The 21,481-nt window shown below is 31.9% G+C and carries 17 protein-coding genes; 12 read left to right on the forward strand and 5 right to left on the reverse strand.

Going from position 1 to position 21,481, the window contains the following annotated elements:
• Positions 1–75: 75 nt before the first annotated feature.
• Complete coding sequence (locus DMB68_RS15475) at positions 76–1,632, reverse strand: hypothetical protein (protein WP_110347563.1); 1,557 nt, start codon at positions 1,630–1,632, stop codon at positions 76–78.
• A gap of 105 nt (positions 1,633–1,737) precedes the next feature.
• Here DMB68_RS15475 and DMB68_RS15480 point away from each other — a divergent pair, with 105 nt between their 5' ends.
• Both DMB68_RS15480 and DMB68_RS15485 read left to right on the forward strand, forming a co-directional pair.
• Positions 1,738–4,134, forward strand: a complete 2,397-nt coding sequence (locus DMB68_RS15480) for a penicillin acylase family protein (protein ID WP_110347564.1) — start codon at positions 1,738–1,740, stop codon at positions 4,132–4,134.
• Between the two features lie 22 nt (positions 4,135–4,156).
• Complete coding sequence (locus tag DMB68_RS15485; protein ID WP_110347565.1) at positions 4,157–6,634, forward strand: WG repeat-containing protein; 2,478 nt, start codon at positions 4,157–4,159, stop codon at positions 6,632–6,634.
• A gap of 297 nt (positions 6,635–6,931) precedes the next feature.
• Here DMB68_RS15485 and DMB68_RS15490 read toward each other — a convergent pair whose 3' ends face one another.
• Positions 6,932–7,384 carry a hypothetical protein gene (locus DMB68_RS15490; protein ID WP_110347566.1) on the reverse strand — a complete coding sequence of 151 codons (453 nt, stop codon included), beginning with the start codon at positions 7,382–7,384 and terminating at the stop codon, positions 6,932–6,934.
• Positions 7,385–7,560: 176 nt separating this feature from the next.
• Positions 7,561–7,977, reverse strand: a complete 417-nt coding sequence (locus DMB68_RS15495; RefSeq protein WP_110347567.1) for a DUF6157 family protein — start codon at positions 7,975–7,977, stop codon at positions 7,561–7,563.
• A 408-nt stretch (positions 7,978–8,385) separates the two neighbouring features.
• On the opposite strand from DMB68_RS15495, the gene DMB68_RS15500 reads away from it, so the two are divergent.
• On the forward strand, positions 8,386–9,726 hold the full coding sequence (locus DMB68_RS15500) for an FAD-dependent oxidoreductase (protein WP_110347568.1): 1,341 nt from the start codon (positions 8,386–8,388) through the stop codon (positions 9,724–9,726).
• A gap of 86 nt (positions 9,727–9,812) precedes the next feature.
• Here the strand turns inward: DMB68_RS15500 and DMB68_RS15505 are convergent, their stop codons facing one another.
• Positions 9,813–11,330: a helicase HerA-like domain-containing protein gene (locus DMB68_RS15505; protein ID WP_110347569.1), complete on the reverse strand. Its 1,518-nt coding sequence runs from the start codon at positions 11,328–11,330 to the stop codon at positions 9,813–9,815.
• A gap of 378 nt (positions 11,331–11,708) precedes the next feature.
• On the opposite strand from DMB68_RS15505, the gene DMB68_RS15510 reads away from it, so the two are divergent.
• The 7 genes from DMB68_RS15510 to DMB68_RS15545 all read left to right on the forward strand — a co-directional run bounded on the left by DMB68_RS15510 (position 11,709) and on the right by DMB68_RS15545 (position 18,208).
• Entirely contained in the window at positions 11,709–12,539 is an 831-nt protein-coding gene (locus tag DMB68_RS15510; RefSeq protein WP_110347570.1) for a MotA/TolQ/ExbB proton channel family protein, read from the forward strand.
• 57 nt (positions 12,540–12,596) lie between these two features.
• Positions 12,597–13,229 carry an ExbD/TolR family protein gene (locus DMB68_RS15515; protein ID WP_078229243.1) on the forward strand — a complete coding sequence of 211 codons (633 nt, stop codon included), beginning with the start codon at positions 12,597–12,599 and terminating at the stop codon, positions 13,227–13,229.
• Between the two features lie 19 nt (positions 13,230–13,248).
• Positions 13,249–13,794, forward strand: coding sequence for an ExbD/TolR family protein (locus DMB68_RS15520; protein ID WP_110347571.1), 546 nt, complete (start codon positions 13,249–13,251; stop codon positions 13,792–13,794).
• A gap of 35 nt (positions 13,795–13,829) precedes the next feature.
• Complete coding sequence (locus DMB68_RS15525) at positions 13,830–14,633, forward strand: energy transducer TonB (RefSeq protein ID WP_110347572.1); 804 nt, start codon at positions 13,830–13,832, stop codon at positions 14,631–14,633.
• Positions 14,634–14,865: 232 nt separating this feature from the next.
• The gene (locus DMB68_RS15535) at positions 14,866–15,789 is read left to right on the forward strand and encodes a PstS family phosphate ABC transporter substrate-binding protein (RefSeq protein ID WP_110347574.1); all 924 of its coding nucleotides are present in this window, start codon (positions 14,866–14,868) and stop codon (positions 15,787–15,789) included.
• Between the two features lie 16 nt (positions 15,790–15,805).
• Positions 15,806–17,473: a tetratricopeptide repeat protein gene (locus DMB68_RS15540; protein ID WP_110347597.1), complete on the forward strand. Its 1,668-nt coding sequence runs from the start codon at positions 15,806–15,808 to the stop codon at positions 17,471–17,473.
• 102 nt (positions 17,474–17,575) lie between these two features.
• Positions 17,576–18,208 carry a 7-carboxy-7-deazaguanine synthase QueE gene (locus DMB68_RS15545; RefSeq protein WP_110347575.1) on the forward strand — a complete coding sequence of 211 codons (633 nt, stop codon included), beginning with the start codon at positions 17,576–17,578 and terminating at the stop codon, positions 18,206–18,208.
• A gap of 91 nt (positions 18,209–18,299) precedes the next feature.
• Here the strand turns inward: DMB68_RS15545 and DMB68_RS15550 are convergent, their stop codons facing one another.
• Complete coding sequence (locus tag DMB68_RS15550; protein WP_110347576.1) at positions 18,300–19,010, reverse strand: class I SAM-dependent methyltransferase; 711 nt, start codon at positions 19,008–19,010, stop codon at positions 18,300–18,302.
• A gap of 72 nt (positions 19,011–19,082) precedes the next feature.
• Here DMB68_RS15550 and DMB68_RS15555 point away from each other — a divergent pair, with 72 nt between their 5' ends.
• Both DMB68_RS15555 and DMB68_RS15560 read left to right on the forward strand, forming a co-directional pair.
• Positions 19,083–19,577, forward strand: a complete 495-nt coding sequence (locus DMB68_RS15555) for a YkgJ family cysteine cluster protein (RefSeq protein WP_110347577.1) — start codon at positions 19,083–19,085, stop codon at positions 19,575–19,577.
• 110 nt (positions 19,578–19,687) lie between these two features.
• The gene (locus DMB68_RS15560; protein WP_110347578.1) at positions 19,688–20,923 is read left to right on the forward strand and encodes an ABC transporter permease; all 1,236 of its coding nucleotides are present in this window, start codon (positions 19,688–19,690) and stop codon (positions 20,921–20,923) included.
• Positions 20,924–21,481 lie beyond the last annotated feature (558 nt).

Consider the following 21,481-nt stretch of genomic DNA (forward strand, 5'->3'; position numbering starts at 1 on the left):
CAATTAAATAAAGGCAAATGAAAAAAAATATTTTGTTTAAAAACCTGATAATTGTCAGGTTCGAAGGCAATCAATCTATATCAATATTTTCTTTAAAGATTCGGCGATGCTTCGCCATAAAAAGTTATAAAATGATTTTTCCTGAATACGGTCTAATTCAACTTCGGCAGTTCTAGCTTTGTCTTTCGAATCATTTTTGACAACCAGATTAACGATAGCGCTTTTTAGTTTTGCTACTTTTTCAGGATTTTTCTTTTTATAAAGCTTTACCTTTAAATCATCATAATCTAAAGATGCATTTCCTTTAGCAGTATCATCATTGCCATAAAAATTAAAACGATATTTATTAAATACTCCTGTAAAAGAAGCATTCATATAAGGCTTACTGAATCTGCCCATTGCCCTTACATCAAAATTTGAAATGACTCCCTGGATATGGAAACCGTCTTGTTTGTCCAGAACATTAAAACTCCAGTCGACATTTAGAGGTGAAGTTTTCATGAAAATACAATTCACTTTAATCTTAACATCGTTTGCTTTTTTCAACCCAAAACCACTTCGCAGATTTGTTGCCTGTAAATTAAATTTGTCAAAATTTAAAATTCCCGCACCTTTAGAGAAATCAATTTCTTCTTCATATACCAATTTTGATTTTAAAACCTGCAAGGTGTCAATTTGAAGAGGAAACTTAATATTTCGTAATAAATGATTGTAAAGATATTTTTTGCTTAAATCGTCTTTTGGCATTTTACCACGATAAATATTGGCATCAAAATGATTTATTACAACCGAATTTGCCTTGAAGAAAAAGAGGTCATTTTTAAATCCCCAATTCATTTTTGCTACTTGAGCCGAATCAAATTTTAGGGTATTAATGTCTTTTTCTTTATCCAGATATTTTACAAATTCCTTACGGCTGAATTGCGGAATGTATGAGAAATTATTAATTTTCAGAAAGTTCTTTTCAGTACTTATTTTGCCAATATTAATATGATAAAAAGCGCTTGGTCTGTAAAACAAGCTATCAATAACCAATGCATAAGTTTTATATTGAACAGGAATTTTTTCTTTAAGGGTTGCATCTGTTATTAAAATTCCTTCAAGTTTTAAAAGGATTTTTTTGATGCTTAAAATAGGGATGTTATTGTTCAGCGAAACAACATCAACTGTTCCGTCATTCAGATAAATATTCGAAACCGAAATTATCTTTCTAAATGGATCAATAATTTGTTTGTTAATATTTTTACGGTCATTGATAAGCTTTTCACCTTTTTTGTATAAAATAACGCGGGGTTTATTGATAATGATACTTTCGGCTTGAATGATATCATTAAAAGCTAAATCCCAAATATTAAAATGTTTAATGGTGATAGACTCAATTTTAGAAAAAAGCCCATTTTTGCTGTCTTTCGGTTCGTTCTTTGGATTTACTAATAAAGTCGATGCATAGATATTTCTCGACCAAAGTGAAACTTCAATTTTTTCATAATTGATGTTATAGGGAGTTTTGTTTTTCTCGTGAATGATAATAGGAAGCTGTTTTTTAATCCAGTAGTTAAGACCAATGTTCAGGAGTATTCCAACTATGAATACAGAAATTAAACCGATTGCTATTTTTTTGTAGATTGACATTATCGTATTGGTATTAATTACATAAATTTAGGTTTTTAAAAACACTGTTTTTTACACCATTTTACTTTTAAGTTATAATATTACTTTTTTTTATAAGCTTTTAATATGAAGATAATTAAAAAAATCCTGCTGATTATTTTGGTACTCATTGTTGTTGTTGCAATAAGTTTATTTGCCTATATTTTTCATTTAAAGCCCAAATATGAAGGTGAAGTACAATTAAAAAACCTTCAAAAAGAAACTACTGTTTATTTTGATGAATATGGCATCCCTCATATTTATGCCGATTCAGAAAAAGATGCCATGACTGCTTTAGGCTACGTTCATGCACAGGAAAGATTATGGCAGATGGAATTGCTGCGCAGAATTGCTCCGGGAAGATTGTCAGAAATTTTCGGATCGGTTGCGCTTAAGAATGATAAGTTTTTTGCAGGAATCGGAATTGAAGACGCTTCGGCAAAAGCCATCGCAAAACTGGATAAAAACAGCCCAAGTTATCAATTGACAATGGCGTATTTAGATGGAATTAATCAATATTTAGATGAAGGAGTGACCCCGATTGAGTTTACGCTTGTCGGTGTCAAAAAAGAAAGATTTACGATTAAAGATGTTTATAATATTTTTGGATACATGTCCTTTAGTTTTGCAATGGCGCAAAAAACAGATCCGTTGCTGACTGATATCAAAAATAAATATGGTGCTGAGTATTTGAAAGATTTAGGGATTGAAGGCGAATTCAATACCACACAAATCAAAAGCTCAAAAGAAAATATTGATGGATATACAGTGATTTCAAAATCGGTTGCTTCATTGCTGGATAAATCACCCATTCCGCCTTTTATCGGAAGTAACAGTTGGGTTGCAGGACCAGCCAAAACAAAAAGCGGCAAAGTTATTTTTGCCAATGATCCGCATATTGGATTTTCTCAGCCCGCCACCTGGTACGAAGCACATTTAGTAACGCCTGAACACGAATTATATGGTTGTTATTTGGCGGGAACACCATTTCCGTTATTGGCACACAACCGGGATTATGCTTACGGTTTAACGATGTTTATGAATGATGATATTGATTTTTATCAGGAAAAAAACAAAGCTGGAAATTCGAATCAATACCAAACACTGAAAGGTTTTGCTTCTTATGAAATCCGAAAAAAAATAATAAAAGTAAAAGATAGTTCTGATGTCATTTTGAAAGTTAAGTCAAGCAGGCACGGACCCGTTATGAACGATTTATTGGAACGATTGGATAAAAAAAATCCGATTGCAATGTCGTGGACTTATACCAGAGAGCCTATTCAGATTCTGGATGTCGCTTACGGACTTTCGCATGCAGGCAATAAAAACGATTTTAAAGAAGCCGTAAAGCTAATTGCGGCTCCGGGATTAAATGTTATGTATGGTGATGCCAAAGGAAATGTCGCCTGGTGGGCCTCCGGAAAACTGTATAAACATAATGAGGGAGTAAATTCACATTTGATTTTAGACGGTTCAACAGGGAAAGATGATATTGTTGAATATTTAGATTTTTCAAAAAATCCATCTTCTGAAAATCCAAAATGGGGTTATGTCTATTCTGCAAATAATCAGCCGGAAGCAGTTGACGGTTATTTGTATCCTGGATATTATCTGCCCGAAGACCGAGCCAAAAGAATTTCAGAGTTAATGAATGCAAAATCTGATTGGGATAAAGAATCGATGAGTAAAATGATTAACGATAATACATCAGATGTTGCGGTTGATGTGGTTAAGCATTTAATTGTCAATATTGATTTAAGTTCTGTTTCAAAAGAAGAAAAAGAAGCAATTAAAGTTTTGAAATCATGGAAAGGAACCACCAATACAGAAGATATTGCTCCAACAATTTATAACAAATGGATTTATCTGTATTTGAAAAATACGTTTGAAGACGAAATGGGTGAAGATAATTTCAATTTGTTTACAGGAATTTCACTTGGAAAGCAGGTTATTGCCAGACAGATTAAAAATGAAAACTCAGTTTGGTGGGACAACATCAAAACAAAGAATGTAAAAGAAACCAGAAAAGATATTGTTTCAAAATCATTTAATCAGACTATTGCTTCACTTCAAAAACAACTAGGAAATACAATTTCTGACTGGAAATGGGGAGAAGTACATACAGTTGAACATGAACATCCATTAGGAAAAGTAGCAGCACTCCGGGGGTTATTTAACGTTGGACCTTTTGCATCACCCGGATCAAATGAAGTAATCAATAATTTGTTTTTTGGATATAATAATGAAGGCAGATATTATGTAAAAGGCGGCCCATCAACAAGAAGAATTATAGATTTTTCAGATATTGAAAACAGTTGGAGCATTATTCCAACAGGACAATCCGGAAATCCTTTTAGCAAACATTACGACGATCAGGCAGAAATGTATAATGCTGGAAAATTCAGAAAAATGAAATTGAATAAAGAGGAAATTATAAAATCGTCTACAAAATTAGTTTTTAAACCAAAGAATTACTCGCTATAAATCAAATCCATTAAAAATAAAAATGAAAAAGCTTTTTTTAGCAGCAACGTTATGCAACGTTTGTATTGCATTTTCTCAAGTTCCTCAGAGAAAAGATTCAAGAAATATTCAAGGAGATACACAAGAAGTGTTGGTTATTGACGAACCAGTCAATTCACAATCGAATGCGAGAACATTTATTTTTACTCAAAACAATAAATATGGTCTTAAAAAAGGGAATGTAGTTGTGTTGCAACCCGAATATGATAATATAGATTACAGAAATGAAGATTTTTTTGCAGTAAAAAAAGGCAATCTTTTTGGGCTGTTGAATAAAGAAGGAAAAACAATTTTAGAAACTAAATACGATTCAATTGGCAACGGAATAAATTCTGTAATTGTTAAGAAGTCAGATAAATATGGTGTCTTTAATAATGAGGGAAAAGAAATCCTTCCTGTAAAATACAATAAGGTTTTATACTCGAATACTATTTCAAAAACGGTATTAATTAAAAATAAAGAAAACAATTTAGAACTTATTATAAATGGTCAGCCTTCAACTTTTTTATTTGACAATCTGGTATTTTATAAAAACACTGTTATAGTAACAAAGGACTCCAAAAAAGGATTAATCTTTAATGGGAATTTGGTTTATAATATTGAATATGATAATATTTCAACTGATGGAAAATCATTTAATTATAATAACAGTATTAAAAAAACATTAGATACCAGAAAGTTTTTAGCTTTCGGTAACGATCAAAATGTTTTCATTTTAGAAAAAGAAAAGAAATTTGGATTTATTAATAATGAGACATTAATTTATCCAGTTGAAATGGAAAGGTTGAATTTTGACATAGCAAGGAGAGTTGTTACTGTTGAAAAAAATAAATTGAAAGGGGCGTACTTTATAGACACTAAGAAATATTTAGATATAATTTATGACGATATTCATTTTGACGGTGTACAGTACATCGAAGTCAAAAAGAACAAGTTGTCAGGAATGATTGACTATAAATTGCAGACAGTTATTCCAATTGAATATGATGATCTTCAGGTTCAGGGTTTTAATAATGGTTTCAAGGCAGTTAAAAATAATAAGAAAGGCTGGGTATCTTTAAAAGGAGAAGTTATTATTCCTATGATTTATGATGAGATTGACGAGCTGGATATTTATGGAGACACTTCATTTAAAAACTTGTTCAAAGTTAAACAAGGAGAAGATATCGGAATTATAAATAAAATAAATAAAACAATACTCCCAATTCAGTTTGAATACATCTTTAAAAGGGGAAATTTTTTATGCGGAAAAACAAAAGAAGCTAAGTTTGGACTGTATAAAACTGATGGGGAAACAATTTTAAAACCAGAGTATAATTTTATTTGGGAATCGGCATCAGAAGGATCTAAATTGCTTTTTGCTCAAAAAGAAACACTTTATACGATTATTGATGTGGATGGAAAAATGATTTATGATAATGTTATAAAAAAGTATAACTATATTCATGATGAATCCAATTTATTGAATCCGGAGCTTGACAGAGGAAGATCATATCTTTATTTTCAAAATGTAAAAAATAAATTTGGCGTTTATGATGAAACAAATGAAAAAGAATGTCTGCCATTTTTATATGATGGTATAAGACAAAGATTTTCTACAGCAGGCCAAACTTATTTTATCGTAAAAAAAGGATCAAAATTTGGCGTAGTAAACAATGAAAATGCTACTGTAGTGCCTTTTGCTTATGATGATTTAAATTTTGATTTGTTGCTGGACTATGGAAAAGAACTGTTTATTACCGCTAAAAAAAGCAATAAATACGGATTGATAAATTTTAATAATAAAGAAATTCTTCCTTTCATCTATCAAAATCTGGAGAGAATAAGCTATAGCGAAAACTTGTATAAAGCCAAAGCAAATAATAAATACACGCTTATTAATAGTGCAGGTAAAAGCCTTTCTGCAGAAAGTTTTGATGATATAGCTAATTTTGAAGAAAACGAAGCACTGACTTTTAATAATGGCGATATGAAAATCATTAACACCAGAGGTAATTTTCAGGGATTAAGAGGGAAAATGACAATGCACAATGGCTATAAAACTTTTGATGAATTAAAGGCAGCACTTATTACGGCATTAAATAGTCCTAAAAATGACTTATTGCTTGAGTTTTCTAAAAAAATAGCACCCTCAAAGCATTTACTATACTTCTTGAATGATAATATTTTACGCAATAAAATAGAGCTTCCGTCTAGAGATCCAGAAGTTATTGCTAAAGAGTATTTTAATGAATTGGTCGATTTTAAAACTAGAAAATGGGAAACAAAAGAATATAACCAAGGCTTTCTTATCTATGTTAATGATTATACTTACGAAAGAGATGATATAACAACTAATTATAGAGTAGAAAATCAGGCCTATGATGATCGTTTTTTAGAAAGACTGTTAAGAAATTCAATAAAAGTAAATGGGTTCTGGATCAGTTCATATTTTATGAATAGGTCTTTTAGGATTGAATAAAAGATATATGAAAAATAAAAGTGATAATATAATGGCTGCAAATTCTAAAAAATTAAAATAGAAAATACGTTACCGAAGTAAATAACTTACTGAAATATATTAGCGTATGTGAATGTAAGGTATTACAGCATGTAAAATGAAATTGCTTTAGGAGACAGGAGATCAGATAGTTTTTAAAATTACACACTTTAGGACAGTGTTTTGGAGAGATGTTTTTTATTATAATGAGGCACTACCTAATAGAGAGAAAAAAACCATGCCAAAGTTTCGAACTTTGGCATGGTTAAAAATCTCTTTCTACTTAGAGATTATATACTTTCCTTTTACAATATCCCTGGCATAAATATCAAGATTGGTATTAAGTGCTTTATTGGTCGTCATGATGTTGGTCGTCTGATAAATTTTGTCTTTTTTATATGTTTTCAATAACATTTCTAATTCTACTTCGTCATGAAAGGCAAACAGATTATAAACGGCATCCCTGAAGTTTTTAAAATTAATGGTTTCAGTTATTTGCAGTGTTTTTTCTTCATTCCATTTTTCCTTGTTGGCAGTTTCGTTTATTTTATTTAGACAATAATCAACAAAATAAGTTTTGTAATGTGCTGCTTCAATAATGTCATTGACGATAATTACATTTTGCTGGGTTGGCATTTGTACTGCTGTTGAATATTTTTGAGAAATACCTATATAAGGCATAAACACAAATATCAATAAAATCAAAAGAGAATGGTTTGTAAAATTTTTCATAGACTATTTAAATTGTAAATTGATTGATTCAGGTCGTGCTAAAATAGTTTTTTTGTTGTAAAAATTCAATTAGAATAATGTCTTTAGAATAAAAAAATCCGACAGTACAAATTTAAAAAATGTGCTGTCGGAGCAGTAGGACAAATATTATGATAATTATATTTATGCTTTTGGAATTATTTTCTTGAACTTCGCATTGCTTTTACGATTTTAAGATTTTCATCCTTAGAATATTTCTCATATTCCGGAGTTTCCATTCCGTAAAGAGCGATTTTTCCGTTTTCATCATTATGAATTCCCCAGCCGTAGCGCTTTGTTAAAGGTGAAGCTCTTAAACATGCTTGTCCTTTAGAGAAAAATTTTGTCCTCGCATCCTTATAATCTGACTTTGTTAAATCATTTCTGTCTGCAAATACCTGAAATAAAACATCGTCAGAAGAATATTTGTAAGGGTTTTTGCTGATCATTTCAAATTCAATATTGGCGATTGTTTTATTTTCGCCTTTTAGAGGCGGAATTTCTCCTGTCGTTGAAGGACAGTCCTCCGCAACTTCAATAAAAGCATTCTGGTAATTTGTAGTATGAACTTTCATTTCTTTTAATTTTTTTGATTTTGACGAAGCGTTTTTTGATTGATGATTGAATTTTAATGGATAGATAATAGTTGGTTGATTTTAAAATTACGTTTTTTTATTGAATTCAAAATGTGATTAAATTGTTAGACGATTTATTTTTCATTTGGTTTCATTTTTATTTGAGGAATTATTGCTTTAGTAAAATAGAAACTAAATATTGATATGAAAACTAATGCCGCATGAGGGCCTTTTATGGAGAGAAACGGAGTAAAAGATATAGCCGAAAGCCCGACCCCGCTCCCGAGGCTTCGGGATAGCGGGGTCATGCCATATAAATAAAGGGTTTGACGATAAATATTTGGGTTATTTGTAAGCTCTTGTGTATTTATTACTTATTTTTACGCACTTATATTTAGATTTTCCTTGATGCAAACTTCACTAAAAATTGCCGTTGTAGGTTCTGGATTGGTCGGATCGTTATTGGCAATTTATCTTAAAAAAGCAGGTCACACCGTTCATGTTTATGATCGTAGTCCTGATATTCGAAAAATAAATTTTTCAGGACGTTCGATTAATCTGGCAATGTCCAATCGGGGCTGGAAAGCACTTGATGCTGTTAACATTGGTGATTCGGTTCGTGAAATCGCTATTCCGATGGACAAACGTGCCATTCATTTGGTCGATAAACTCAATTTTCAGAACTACGGACAGGAAGGCGAGTCGATTTATTCGATTTCAAGAGGAACTTTAAACCGAAAAATGATTGATCTTGCCGAAGAAGCGGGAGCCGAATTTCTTTTTGACCAAAAAATCTGGGATGTAACTTTAAGTGATGCAACTTTACATATTGGCGAAACCGAAAGAGGAGAGTGGGAAGAGAAAAAATATGATATGGTTTTTGGTGCCGATGGCGCTTTTTCGAGAATCCGTCACAGAATGCAGCGTCAGAGTATGTTTAATTATTCGCAGGAATTTTTGAACATGGGATATAAGGAATTAAATATTCCGGCAAATGCAGATGGTTCGCATAAACTGGATAAAAATTCTTTTCATATCTGGCCACGAGGTGAATATATGCTGATTGCGCTTCCTAATTTAGACGGAAGTTTTACTTGTACTTTATTTATGCCTTTTGAAGGAGAAAACTCGTTTGATTCATTAAAAGATCGAAAAATGGTGGAAGATTTCTTCGAGAAAAACTTTCCGGATTCGATTGAGATAATTCCGAAGCTGGCAGAAGATTTTCTTAAAAATCCAACAAGTACTTTGGTTACAATGAAATGTTTTCCATGGACTTATGAAGATAAAATTGCTTTGATTGGTGATGCTTGCCACGCCATTGTTCCGTTTTATGGACAAGGAATGAATGCCGGTTTTGAAGATATTACGGTTTTGAACGAAATGATCGAAAAATACGGAAATGACTGGAAAACCATTTTCTCAGAATATCAGATTTCACGTAAGCCGAATGCAGATGCAATTGCAGAACTTTCGTATCGCAATTTCATGGAAATGAGTACTAAAACTGCCGATGAAAAATTCTTATTGCAAAAGAAAATAGAAAAAGCTTTCTCTGATAAACATCCTGATAAATGGATTCCGCTTTACAGTCGTGTCACTTTTAGCGACCGACCGTATGCAGAAGCTCTGGCAATTGGAGATTTTCAAAACGGAATTATGGAAGAGGTACTGCGAATGGATAATATTGAAAATATCTGGAATACTCCTGAAATTGAAAATAGGATATTAGAGTTGCTGAATAAATAACTTTTCAATGTTAATCACAATATCAATAATCAATTATAATATTAAAATTGATTATTGATATTGTAATTGATTTTTCCTATTGTTGATTATTTCTTTAAAAATTTCGATAAAACTCCAAAAACACCTCTTATAAAAGTAGCACTTGTAACGACTTTAAGAACAGATTTTGTAACTACTTCTGTAGTGCTGGGTTCTGATTTTGAAGATTTTGCAGGAGCTTGTTCTTCTTGCTCGGCTGCTGCCTGAGTTGCTTCTTCAATTTTTTTGTTGAGAATTTCATAGGCACTTTCGCGATCAACTTCTTCACTGTATTTTTTTACTAATTTGGATTTGCTGTTAATGTCTTCAATTTCATCAGAAGTCAAAACATCCATTCGGCTTTGAGGGGCACGCATCATTGTCGCTACAAGCGGAGTCGGTACTCCTTTTTCGTTTAGTGCCGTAACTAAAGCCTCTCCAATTCCTAAACTGGTAAGCAGTTCATCAGTTTTGTAATAATCAGATGTTGGGTAATTGTCAGCCGTTTTTTTAATTGCCTGACGGTCGTTTGCTGTAAAAGCTCTAAGTGCGTGCTGGATTTTTAATCCTAATTGTGCCAAAACGCCACTCGGAACATCCATTGGATTTTGAGTAATGAAATAAACACCAATGCCTTTTGAACGAATCAGTTTTACAATAGTTTCAATTTGTTCCAGCAATACTTTGCTGGCTTCGCTAAAAATTAAATGAGCTTCGTCAATAAAAATGACCAATTCCGGTTGATCGGCATCTCCTTTCTCAGGCATTTGTTGGTAAATTTCGGCCAATAAGCTTAACATGAAAGTAGAAAATAACTTTGGTTTGTCCTGAATATCGGTCAATCGGATAATGTTTACGTATCCTTTTCCGTCTTCATCAATTCGCATCAAATCATCAATTTCAAAAGACAACTCCCCAAAAAATAAATCGCCTCCCTGTTGCTCCAGTTCAATTATTTTTCTCAAAATAGTTCCGGTAGTAGAAGTGGAAATTTTACCATAGCTTTCCTCAATTTCCTCTTTGCCTTCTTCTGTAATATAGTTAATGACTTTTTTGATGTCTTTTAAATCTAATAAAGGCATTTTTTTGTCATCACAATATTTAAAAATTACAGCAATAACACCAGCTTGCGTATCATTAAGATCCAAAATTCTTGAAAATAATACCGGGCCAAATTCTGAAACCGTTGCGCGAAGCCGAACACCATTTTGTTTTGATAAGGACATTAATTCAACAGGAAATGCGGATACATTATATGGTATATTTATTTTGGCATGTCGTTCTGTAATAAAATCTTCTTCATTTCCCTCTTTTGCAATACCACTAAAATCTCCTTTTATGTCCATCATCAAAACAGGGATTCCGGCATTTGAAAGCTGCTCAGAAAAAACCTGAATTGTTTTGGTTTTACCTGTTCCGGTAGCACCTGCAATGAGACCGTGACGATTTAAAGTTTTTAGAGGAATCTTAACGAAAACATCAGCTATGGCTTCTCCGTCCAGAATTGCACCACCTAAAATAATGGAGTCCCCTTTAGAAGAATATCCGTTGTTTATATCTTGAATGAAACTGTCTTTTTTATTCATTTTTTATTTGTAATTTAGATGATTATAAGAGTTTTGCTTCGGTTTTTAACGATTTAAATTGGTTTTTTTTAACAGAAAAACCGCCTTTTTGACTGAAAATAATATAAAAAATAATTTCGCAACATTTTAAGAAGATGACAAAGGAATATTTGAATATTTACTAAAACGTTGTAATTTTTGCATAAATTGACCTTTTTTTTGTTTTATCGGAAAAATGATGCGGGCAATTTAATGAGAACTTTTTTAAAATCAAGTTAAATTTCCTTCAATTAAATTAAAAAAAGTTTTTTTATTTAAACTAAACATATAAATTTGCTACCCTACAAGTTAAATATAACTAAAAATAAAAATTATTTAAAACTATTAAAATTAAAAAAAATGGCAAACGTTAAAGTTAAAAAAGAAAGCACTTCAAATGGAGGAGGGATGATTTCAGGAATCATTATTGTAGCATGTGTTTTTGTTGGTTGGTTAATTTGGAAATTCGTTATGGGAGCTGAATCTAACTTTGAAGCAGGAAGTTTCAATACAGAGCATCCACACCCAATCAATACTTTAGGAATGGTATACATGGGAGGGTTTATTGTGCCAATATTATTAGGTATGCTTTTAATGGTTGTTGTTTTTTCTATTGAAAGATTCATTGTTATCTCTAAAGCTGCTGGAAAAGCTAATTTAGATACATTTATGAAAAATGTACAAGGAAGTATTAAAGAAGGAAACATCGAGGCTGCTATTGCTTCTTGTGACAAACAACAAGGTTCTGTTGCAAATGCAATTAAATCTGCTTTAATTAAATACCAAGACGTTAAAAAAGAAGGATTCAACAGTGAAGAAGCTTCAGAAGTAATCCACAAAGAAATCGAAGAGGCAACTTCATTAGAAATGCCAATGTTAGAGAAAAACTTAACTATTATCTCTACTTTAGTATCATTAGGAACTTTAGGAGGGTTATTAGGAACTGTATCAGGGATGATTAAAGCGTTTGGCGCGTTAGCTTCTGCTGGAACTCCAGACCAGGCTGCTCTTGCAACAGGTATCTCTGAAGCACTTATTAACACTGCAACAGGTATCTCTACTTCAATCTTAGCAATTATCGCTTATAACTTCTTTACAGGTAAAATCGATGATTTAACTTATTCTATCGATGAGGCTGGTACTACAATCGTGAATACTTACAGAAGATTCAGAGGAAGTTTGAAACAATAATTAATTTTTGATATTTAAATAATTGAAATTAATTATATCAAAATAAAATAAAAGAGAATGGCTAAATTAAAAATGAAAAAAAAGTCGACATCGACAGATATGACTGCGATGTGTGATGTTGCATTCCTTTTGCTTACGTTCTTTATTTTGACCGCTACTGCTAAAGTGCCTGAAGCACTTCCAGTTGATACACCTTCATCTACTGTACTAACTAAATTGCCGGATTCAGATTTGGCTATTATTTCGGTAGGTAAAGACAAGGAAGGGAAAAGCAAAGTGTTTTTTGACCTAAAAGGAAGAGAGTTGCGTAAACAGACTCTTACTGGTATGGGGGCAAAATTAGGTGTGCAATTTTCAGACGATGATCTAGAAAAATTTGCATTAATGGATGATTTTGGTGTGCCGTTGGAAAATTTACAACAAATCATTCAATTGAAAGCCGCAGATAGAACTAAAGCTCCTCAGCCTGGAATTCCAATTGATTCTTTAAACAATCAGCTTAAAGAATGGTTGTTGATTTCAAGAAGAGCAGCAATTGATTTAAGTGGTGGAGAAAAAGAATTGCAAATTGCAATAAAAGGTGATGCAAAAGAAGATTATCCGCAAATCAAAAAGATTATGGATATTTTGCAGGATCAGAAAATCAATTCCTTTAACTTGGTTACAGGTATGAGAGGTAAAGACTTTTAATTAAAAAATATACACTAAAATGGCTGAATTAAATACCGGCGACGGTGGCGGCGGAAAAGGTGGTAAGGTAAGAAGTAAAAAGCAAAACTCTAAAGTCGATTTAACGGCAATGGTTGATTTGGCTTTCTTATTGATCACATTCTTTATGTTGACCACGACGTTGTCAAAACCTCAAGCGATGCCTCTAGGTTTGCCAGATAAAGATCCAAAAATAGACGAAGTGCCTATTAAAGTAGATGAGAAGAGAACTATGACGATTATGATGGGTGAGAATAATAAACTCATCTATTACATGGGATTAATTGATAGTCCTATTGCTGGTCCTAAAGATATCGCTTACGGGAAAGACGGAATTCGTAAAGTATTATTGTCTAATAAAAAATCAGTAATAGAATATACTGGAAATAAGGACAAGGGAATTATTGTTATCATCAAGCCAGGTAAGAAATCGAAGTATAAGAATCTAGTTGACATTTTGGATGAAATGGCAATTTCAGGAGTTGAAACTTATGCTATTGTTAATGATTTTCTTCCTAAAGAAACAGAATTGTTAGAGAAAAAATAATTTTTATTTTTTTAATAACCTAATAATCAAGAAAAATGAAATTAGATATTATAAAAAATCAGTGGCTTGATATCGTATTCGAAGGGCGTAATAAGATATACGGTGCATATGAGCTAAGAAAATCAAATAATAAAACTACGATAAGAGCACTTATCATTGGTTCTTTTGTTTTTACCTTAGCAGTTGCAGCTCCTCTTATTGTGAGTTTGATACCTGATTCTGGTGAAGAAGAGGTAGTAGCTAACAAGATAAAGCTTACTAAGATAAAACTACCTCCTAAAAAAGAGGAAGTAAAGCCTAATACGCCACCACCACCACCACCACCACCAAAAGTGGATCAGGTGAAGTTTGTGAAGCCTGTAGTCGCTAAAACCGAAGAGATTACTGAAGAACCACCAAAAATTGTGGATCTTAAAGAAAAGAAAATCGGTTCAGAAACTATTAAAGGAGATCCGGATGCAGTTTTAACTGTAGACGAACCAGTAGGAAAAGGTCCTGTTGCTGAAATCGTACAAGAAGATAACAATGTATATAATACAGCTGGTATCGAGGTGAAGCCTGATTTTCCTGGAGGAATGGAAAAATTCTACAAATTCGTAGGAAATAACTACAAAACTCCTGAAGAAGAAGGTTTAAAAGGAAAAGTATATGTTACATTCGTAGTTGAAAAAGATGGTTCATTAACTGATATTAAAGTTTTAAGAGATATCGGATACGGAACCGGAGCAGAAGCTATCAGGGTTTTGAAGAAATGCCCAAAATGGACTCCTGGAGAACAAAATGGTAAAAAAGTAAGGGTGCTATATTCTCTTCCTATTACAATTCAATCTGCAGAGTAATGTTAAAGAATATATTTGATAATATTCAGAAGAAATCGCTCAAAGAGCGATTTCTTCTCGTTTTAGGAATATTGTTTTTTTTAATTTATCTTGTCTTGGGTTTAATGATTATGTTTTGGGATAAATTACAATTTAGCATTAACCCTATTTACAGATATGCGTTTGGCATTTTATTAATAGTATATTCCGGAATACGATTTTTAAGATTAATAAATTCTAAAACAGATTGAACATGTTAAAAAATGTTAAAATTTTGGGTTTGATTGTTTTTATCTTTTTGTTTGCGATGTGTAATCAAAAAAGTAAAAACGATTCAAACAAGGAAACAATTTTAAAAGGATCTGTAGACATTACAGTTGATGAAACAATTAAGCCAATTGTCGATGATCAGGTTGCTGTTTTTGAAGGAACATACTATGATGCTAAAGTTTCAATTAAAGCTAAATCTGAAGCCGAGTTAATTAATGATTTGTTGAGTGGTAAGTCAAAAGTAGTTATTACAGCAAGAGATTTAACCAAGAATGAAAATGATAAATTTGAAAAACTCAAAATAAATCCAAGAATTACTCCATTTGCTACAGATGCTATTGCTTTTATTTCAAATAAAAGCAATAATGACACTTTGATTGCGTTACAAACTGTAATTGATTTTATGAAAGGGATACCGAACTCTCGAATAAAGGGATTAGTGTTTGATAACCCAAACTCAAGTACAGTAAGGTTTATGAAAGACTTAGCCAAAGTTAAGGATATACCGGTTGAGAATGTTTTTTCGTTTAAAACAAATGATGAAGTAATCAAGTTTGTATCTGAAAACGATGGGATGATTGGAGTAGTTGGAGTTAATTGGTTGTCTCAACCTTCTCCAGAGCTTCAGGATGTTGTTCATGATTTAAATGTATTGAGTGTTAAGGGATTAAATGGAAAAGAATACTACAGTCCTACACAAAATGACATTGCAGAACAAAAATATCCTTTGGCACGTAAATTGTTTGTCATAAACTGTCAGGGATATGCAGGTTTAGGAATGGGCTTTGCTTCTTTTGTTGCTGGAGATATTGGACAGCGTATAGTTTTAAAATCGGGATTGATGCCAATTCGTACACCTGGTAGAAAACTGCAAATTAGAAATAAAATTATGAATGATAAAGAATAAATTAATTACAATAGAGATGAATAAATTTAAAATTTTTAGTCTTGCCTTAGTTGCTTCAGCATCTATTGCAAAAGCGCAAGATATCAAAGAAGCTAAAAAAGCAATTGATGCAGAACAATTTCAAAAAGCAAAGTCATTGTTGAAATCAATCATCAAGGCTAAACCTTCTGATGGAGAAGCAAATTTTGTTTTAGGAAATATATATTTAAATGAGAGTGTTGTTGATTCTGCTAAAATTTATTACTTAAATGGATTAGAAGCAGCTGACAAGAAGAGTTTAAATTACATCGGATTAGGTCAAATCGATCTTGATGCGAAAAATACAGCTGCTGCTCAGGCAAACTTTGGTTTAGCAACAAAAGATATGAAACGTAAAAGTGTAGATGAATTTATCTATATTGGTAGGGCATATATAAATTCTGAAAATCCTGATTACACTAATGCTATTACTGTTTTACAGCGTGCATTGGCAATTGAGCCACAAAATGCCACTGCGCTTTTAGCAATTGGAGATGCATATTATGGAGCAAATAACCAAAATGATGCTTATAAAGCTTATCGTGATGCATTTACGGCTGATCCAACACTTTTAAGAGCAAAAATGCAATTGGGAGTTTTGTTGAAAGGTGCAAAATCTTATGATGAAGCTATTAAATCTTTCAATGAAGTTATTGCTTTAAATGCTAATTACGGTCCTGTTTACAGAGAGTTAGCTGAAACATATTACAAATGGGCAAGAAATAAACCTTCTACTGCAAAGGTTAATTTACAAAATGCAATTACGAATTATGAAAAGTATTTAAGTCTGACTGATTACTCTTTAGATTCTAAAATGCGTCACGCTGATTTCTTAATATTAGTTAAAGATTACAAAAAACTTGAAGAAGTCGCAAACAAAATGATTGCAGAAGATAAGGTGAATCCTAGAATTTTTAGATATTTAGGGTATGCTGCTTATGAAAATGGTAACGCCGATGTAGCGATTAAATCTATCGAAGATTTTATTAAAGTGCCTTCAAACAAAGTAATTGGTAGAGATTATTTATATTTAGGTTTGTCTAAAATAAAAAAAGGAACAAATGCTGAAGGTGTTGTTGATCCTGCAGCTTTTGATGCTGGCTTTGCAGATATCAAAAAAGCAATCGAATTAGAGCCTTTAGTTGTAGAAGAACTTGCTGATTTTGGAAAAGCTTTGTTTGGGAAAAAACAATACACTCAGGCAGCTGCCATTTTTGAACTGGGTGCGAGTAATACTGAGTCTAAAAATTATTTGGATGATGCAGTTTATTATGGTATTTCTGTTTACTATGGTAATGCCGGTAAAACCGCTGAAACTCGTGATGTAGCTGCATTGCAAAATGCAGATGCTACTTTTGATAAGATCTTAGTGGCTTCACCAACTTATGATGAAGCTTATATATATAAAGGAAGAATAAACAGTTTGTTGGATAAAGATGATTTGATTATTAAAAATTACAGTGAGTATGTTACAAAAATGACAGCTAAAGGAGCTGAAGAATTGGCTAAGCCTGCTACTGCAAAAAAAATAATTGAGTCTTATAACGCAATTGGTGCTGCTTATGCTAACACTGATAAAGCTAAAGCTGTTGAGTATTTTAATAAAACTTTAGTTTTAGATCCGGCAAATACTTATGCTGCCCAATCTGTCAAAGCTTTAAAATAATTAAAAATCTCATATTAAATATAGAGCCGACAGTTCATCGATGAACTGTCGGTTTTTTTGTTCCGTATTTAATTAACTATCTTTGCATTTTAAAATAAAATAATGTTATCAAAAGAAATACAATTAGAAGTAAATAAAGGAGCAATGTTACCTTTGATGGAAGAGTTTTATACTATTCAGGGAGAAGGTTTTCATACAGGAACTGCTGCTTACTTCATAAGAATAGGAGGGTGTGATGTTGGATGCCATTGGTGTGATGTAAAAGAAAGCTGGAATGCAGAATTACATCCGCCAACCAGTATTGATGTGATCGTAAAAAATGCATCAACTTATGCTGATACAGTTGTAATTACAGGTGGTGAGCCTTTGAGTTGGGATATGAGTTTGCTTACAGGAAAATTAAAAGATAAAAATTTAAAAGTTCATATTGAAACATCTGGAGCTTATCCATTATCAGGTACTTGGGATTGGATTTGCCTGTCTCCTAAAAAAAATAAACTGCCAACTCAAACTGTTTATGATAATGCAGATGAGTTAAAAGTAATTATTCATAATAAACATGATTTTATTTTTGCAGAAGAACAGGCAGAATTGGTAAATGATAATGCAATTTTATTTCTTCAGCCGGAATGGAGTAAAAAAGAAGAAATGACTCCCCTAATTGTTGATTATGTTATGAGTAATCCAAAATGGAGAGTTTCCCTTCAGACACATAAATATTTAAATATCCCTTAATTATAAAAACAAAAAACTCTTCATCTAGAAGAGTTTTTTGTTTCAATTGCTTTACATAGCTATAGCTTGTAAAATGGTATTGTTTTTATTGCTACAGGAAAGAAAGTTTCGCTAAATAATCATAATGTTCTCCTTCAAGGATAAGTTCACATTGTAAGCCGTTTGCAAATGCGGCATTTTGTAACGTGTTATAATCTAAATATAACCAGTCAAAAGAATCTTCTTTTTCGCCTTTGTATGAAATAGTAAAAGTAAGTTCTCCGTAATATTCTTTATCCGAGGGTATCCATTTTCCACCATCTTCATCTTCATCAAACATATAAATAATATCAGAACTGTCTATCAAAATTTGTCCACCAGGATTTAATAGAGATTTTAATTTTGATAAATACTTATTGCAGTTTTCCAGTTTTCCAAAAATTCCGGTGCCATTCATCAAAAGAAGAATAGTGTCGAATTTTTCTCCTTCAAAATCTAATATGTTTATAACTTTTGTATTTTGTAATCCTCTCAGGTTGCACGTCTCAATTGCTTTTTCAGAAATGTCGATTGCAATAACTTCTAAGTTTCGGTCATTCTGTAATGATAAACTATGGCTTCCTGCACCGCAGCCTATATCCAAAGTTTTTCCAAAGGCTAATTGCAATGCTTTTTGTTCTATTTTCGGCATTTTGTCGTATGAACGAAATAAATATTCCACACTCATTTCGTCTTCCTCAGAAATTGAGGTTTCAGTAATCATATCTTCAGGTGAATTATTGGTTTGAAAATCAAACATGGCTTTTCCAAAAAGATCTTTCATTGTAATTTAGTTCAAAGTTTAAGGTTTCAAGTTTAAAGTTGTTTAATTTTGTAATCAATTTAATTAGTAAACTTGAAACAAATTTTAAATAACTTAAATAAGTTAGCCAAAGATAAGCATATCGAAAACAAAAAGTATTTTGATAGGCTTAAAAAGAAACAGCCTAAAAATTTAGATTACATTATGCAGGATTTGCATGATGCTGAATTTAAAAAAACAGATTGTCTGCAATGTGCCAATTGTTGTAAAACAACCGGGCCTTTGTTTACTCTGGCTGATATCGAAAGAATTTCAAAATCTTTCAGACAGAAACCACAGCAATTCATTGATCAGTATCTTCGAATTGATGAAGACAAAGATTATGTTTTAAAAAGTGTTCCCTGCACTTTTCTCGATAATGAAAATTACTGTATGATTTATGATGTACGGCCAAAAGCATGTAGAGAATTTCCGCATACTGACCGAAAAAAGTTTCACCAAATTGCAGATATTACATTAAAGAATGTCGCCATTTGTCCGGCGGCATATAATATTGTAGAAGAAATGAAAAAGAAATTACCTTTATAATAGACTTAAATAATTTGTAATTGTTTTTAACAACAATTAGTTTTTGCTTTTTAAAATGTATTTTTGACTAAAGCAAACCTTTACATGCATAAATCAATAAAAAACTTAAATTGAATCTGGAATATTTTATAGCTAAAAGACTTATTACTGCTAAAGATTATAAAAGCAGTATTTCGGCACCTATTATCAAAATTGCTATTTCGGCTATAGCTATTGGTATTATTATGATGTTGGTTTCTGTCGCAACCGGAATTGGTCTGCAGCAAAAAATACGTGAAAAAGTTTCAGCGTTTAATGGACAAATTATTATCTCGAATTACGATAACAATAATTCAGAAGTAACATTGATTCCAATTTCCAAAAAACAAGATTTTTATCCTAATTTTAAATCAATTCCAGAAGTAAGTCACATTCAGGCTATCGCAAATAAAGCAGGAATAATCAGAACCGAAAATGCATTTGAAGGAATTATATTCAAAGGAGTAGGAGCTGATTATGATTGGAATAATATAAAAGAGTATTTGGTAGAAGGAAAATTACCAAATTTCTCTAAATCATTAAATGAAGAGGTTATAATCTCCAGATTTCTGGCCGACCGATTAAATTTAAAAGTAGGAGATAGCTTTAATACTTTTTTTGTTAAAGAAGAACAAGGTAAAATGCCAAATAGTCGACGATTCAAAATTACGGGTATTTTTAATTCCGGGTTTCAGAATTTCGATGCTACTTATATAATAGGCGATATTCGTCACATCCAAAGAATTAATAAGTGGAAGTCTGACCAGATTGGTGCATTCGAGGTTTTTGTTAAAGATTTCGATAATATCAAAACTACAGGAGAACAAATTTACGATCAAACTTCGTCAAATTTAGATTCAAAAACGATAATTGAAAAGTACAGCTATATTTTCGATTGGCTTCGGCTTTTTGATTTTAATATTGTAATTATTTTAGCTGTTATGATTTTGGTGGCAACAATAAATATGGTGGTTGCTTTATTGGTGCTTATTTTAGAGCGTACGCAAATGATTGGAATTCTAAAAGCATTAGGTGCTGACAATTGGATTGTTCGTAAAATATTTTTATATAATGCTTTCTATCTTATAATAAGAGGGCTTTTTTGGGGAAACCTTATCGGAATTTCAATATTGCTTATTCAGCAATATTTTGGAGTTGTTCAGTTGAATCCTGAAAATTATTACGTGAACCAGGCACCGGTCTATATTAATTGGGGATATGTGTTCTTATTAAATTTAATGACTGTTACAGTTTGCTTTCTGGTGCTGTTAATTCCATCATATATAATAACTAAAATTTCTCCAGTAAAGGCAATTCGTTTCGATTGATTTAATAATAGAACGTCTATTATAGTGTAATCCGACAGTTTTTTTCAAAACGTGTCGGTTTTTTTTATACATATATAGTATAATGAATAATTGAGGAATATAAAAAATTAAGGAGTTGTTTTCCGCTATGGGCATCAATCTTTTGTGGCGAACGCTGTTATAATAGGATTTTCGTTTCTATCGGGTCTATTAAATTCGTTTGTCAAAAGATGATTATAGTTCAGCGAAGGAAAATAAAATCTAACAACTCTGTAAAATCGATAGCCGAAAGCAGGCTGAAATTAAGAAAACAACACAAAAACAGAGAAAAAGCTTACAAGTGATCAAAAAAGTTTTGTTTGTAAAAAGGGTTTTATCAGAGAGTTAAGGGGAATATTGAAAAAAGGTTTAAATTATGCAATAAAAAAGCTTGTTTAACTCAATAAAGGGTGTACTTTTGCACCCGCAACAGCGAAATGGTTCATGGAAATACTGGCAAGAAACAAGAATCAAATGAAAAGAAGTTTTCTAAAAAAAAGATTCAAAAAAGCTTGCGAGATTTGAAAATGCTTTTTACAT

It is taken from the genome of Flavobacterium hydrophilum, assembly GCF_003202405.1.
Classification (GTDB): domain Bacteria; phylum Bacteroidota; class Bacteroidia; order Flavobacteriales; family Flavobacteriaceae; genus Flavobacterium; species Flavobacterium hydrophilum.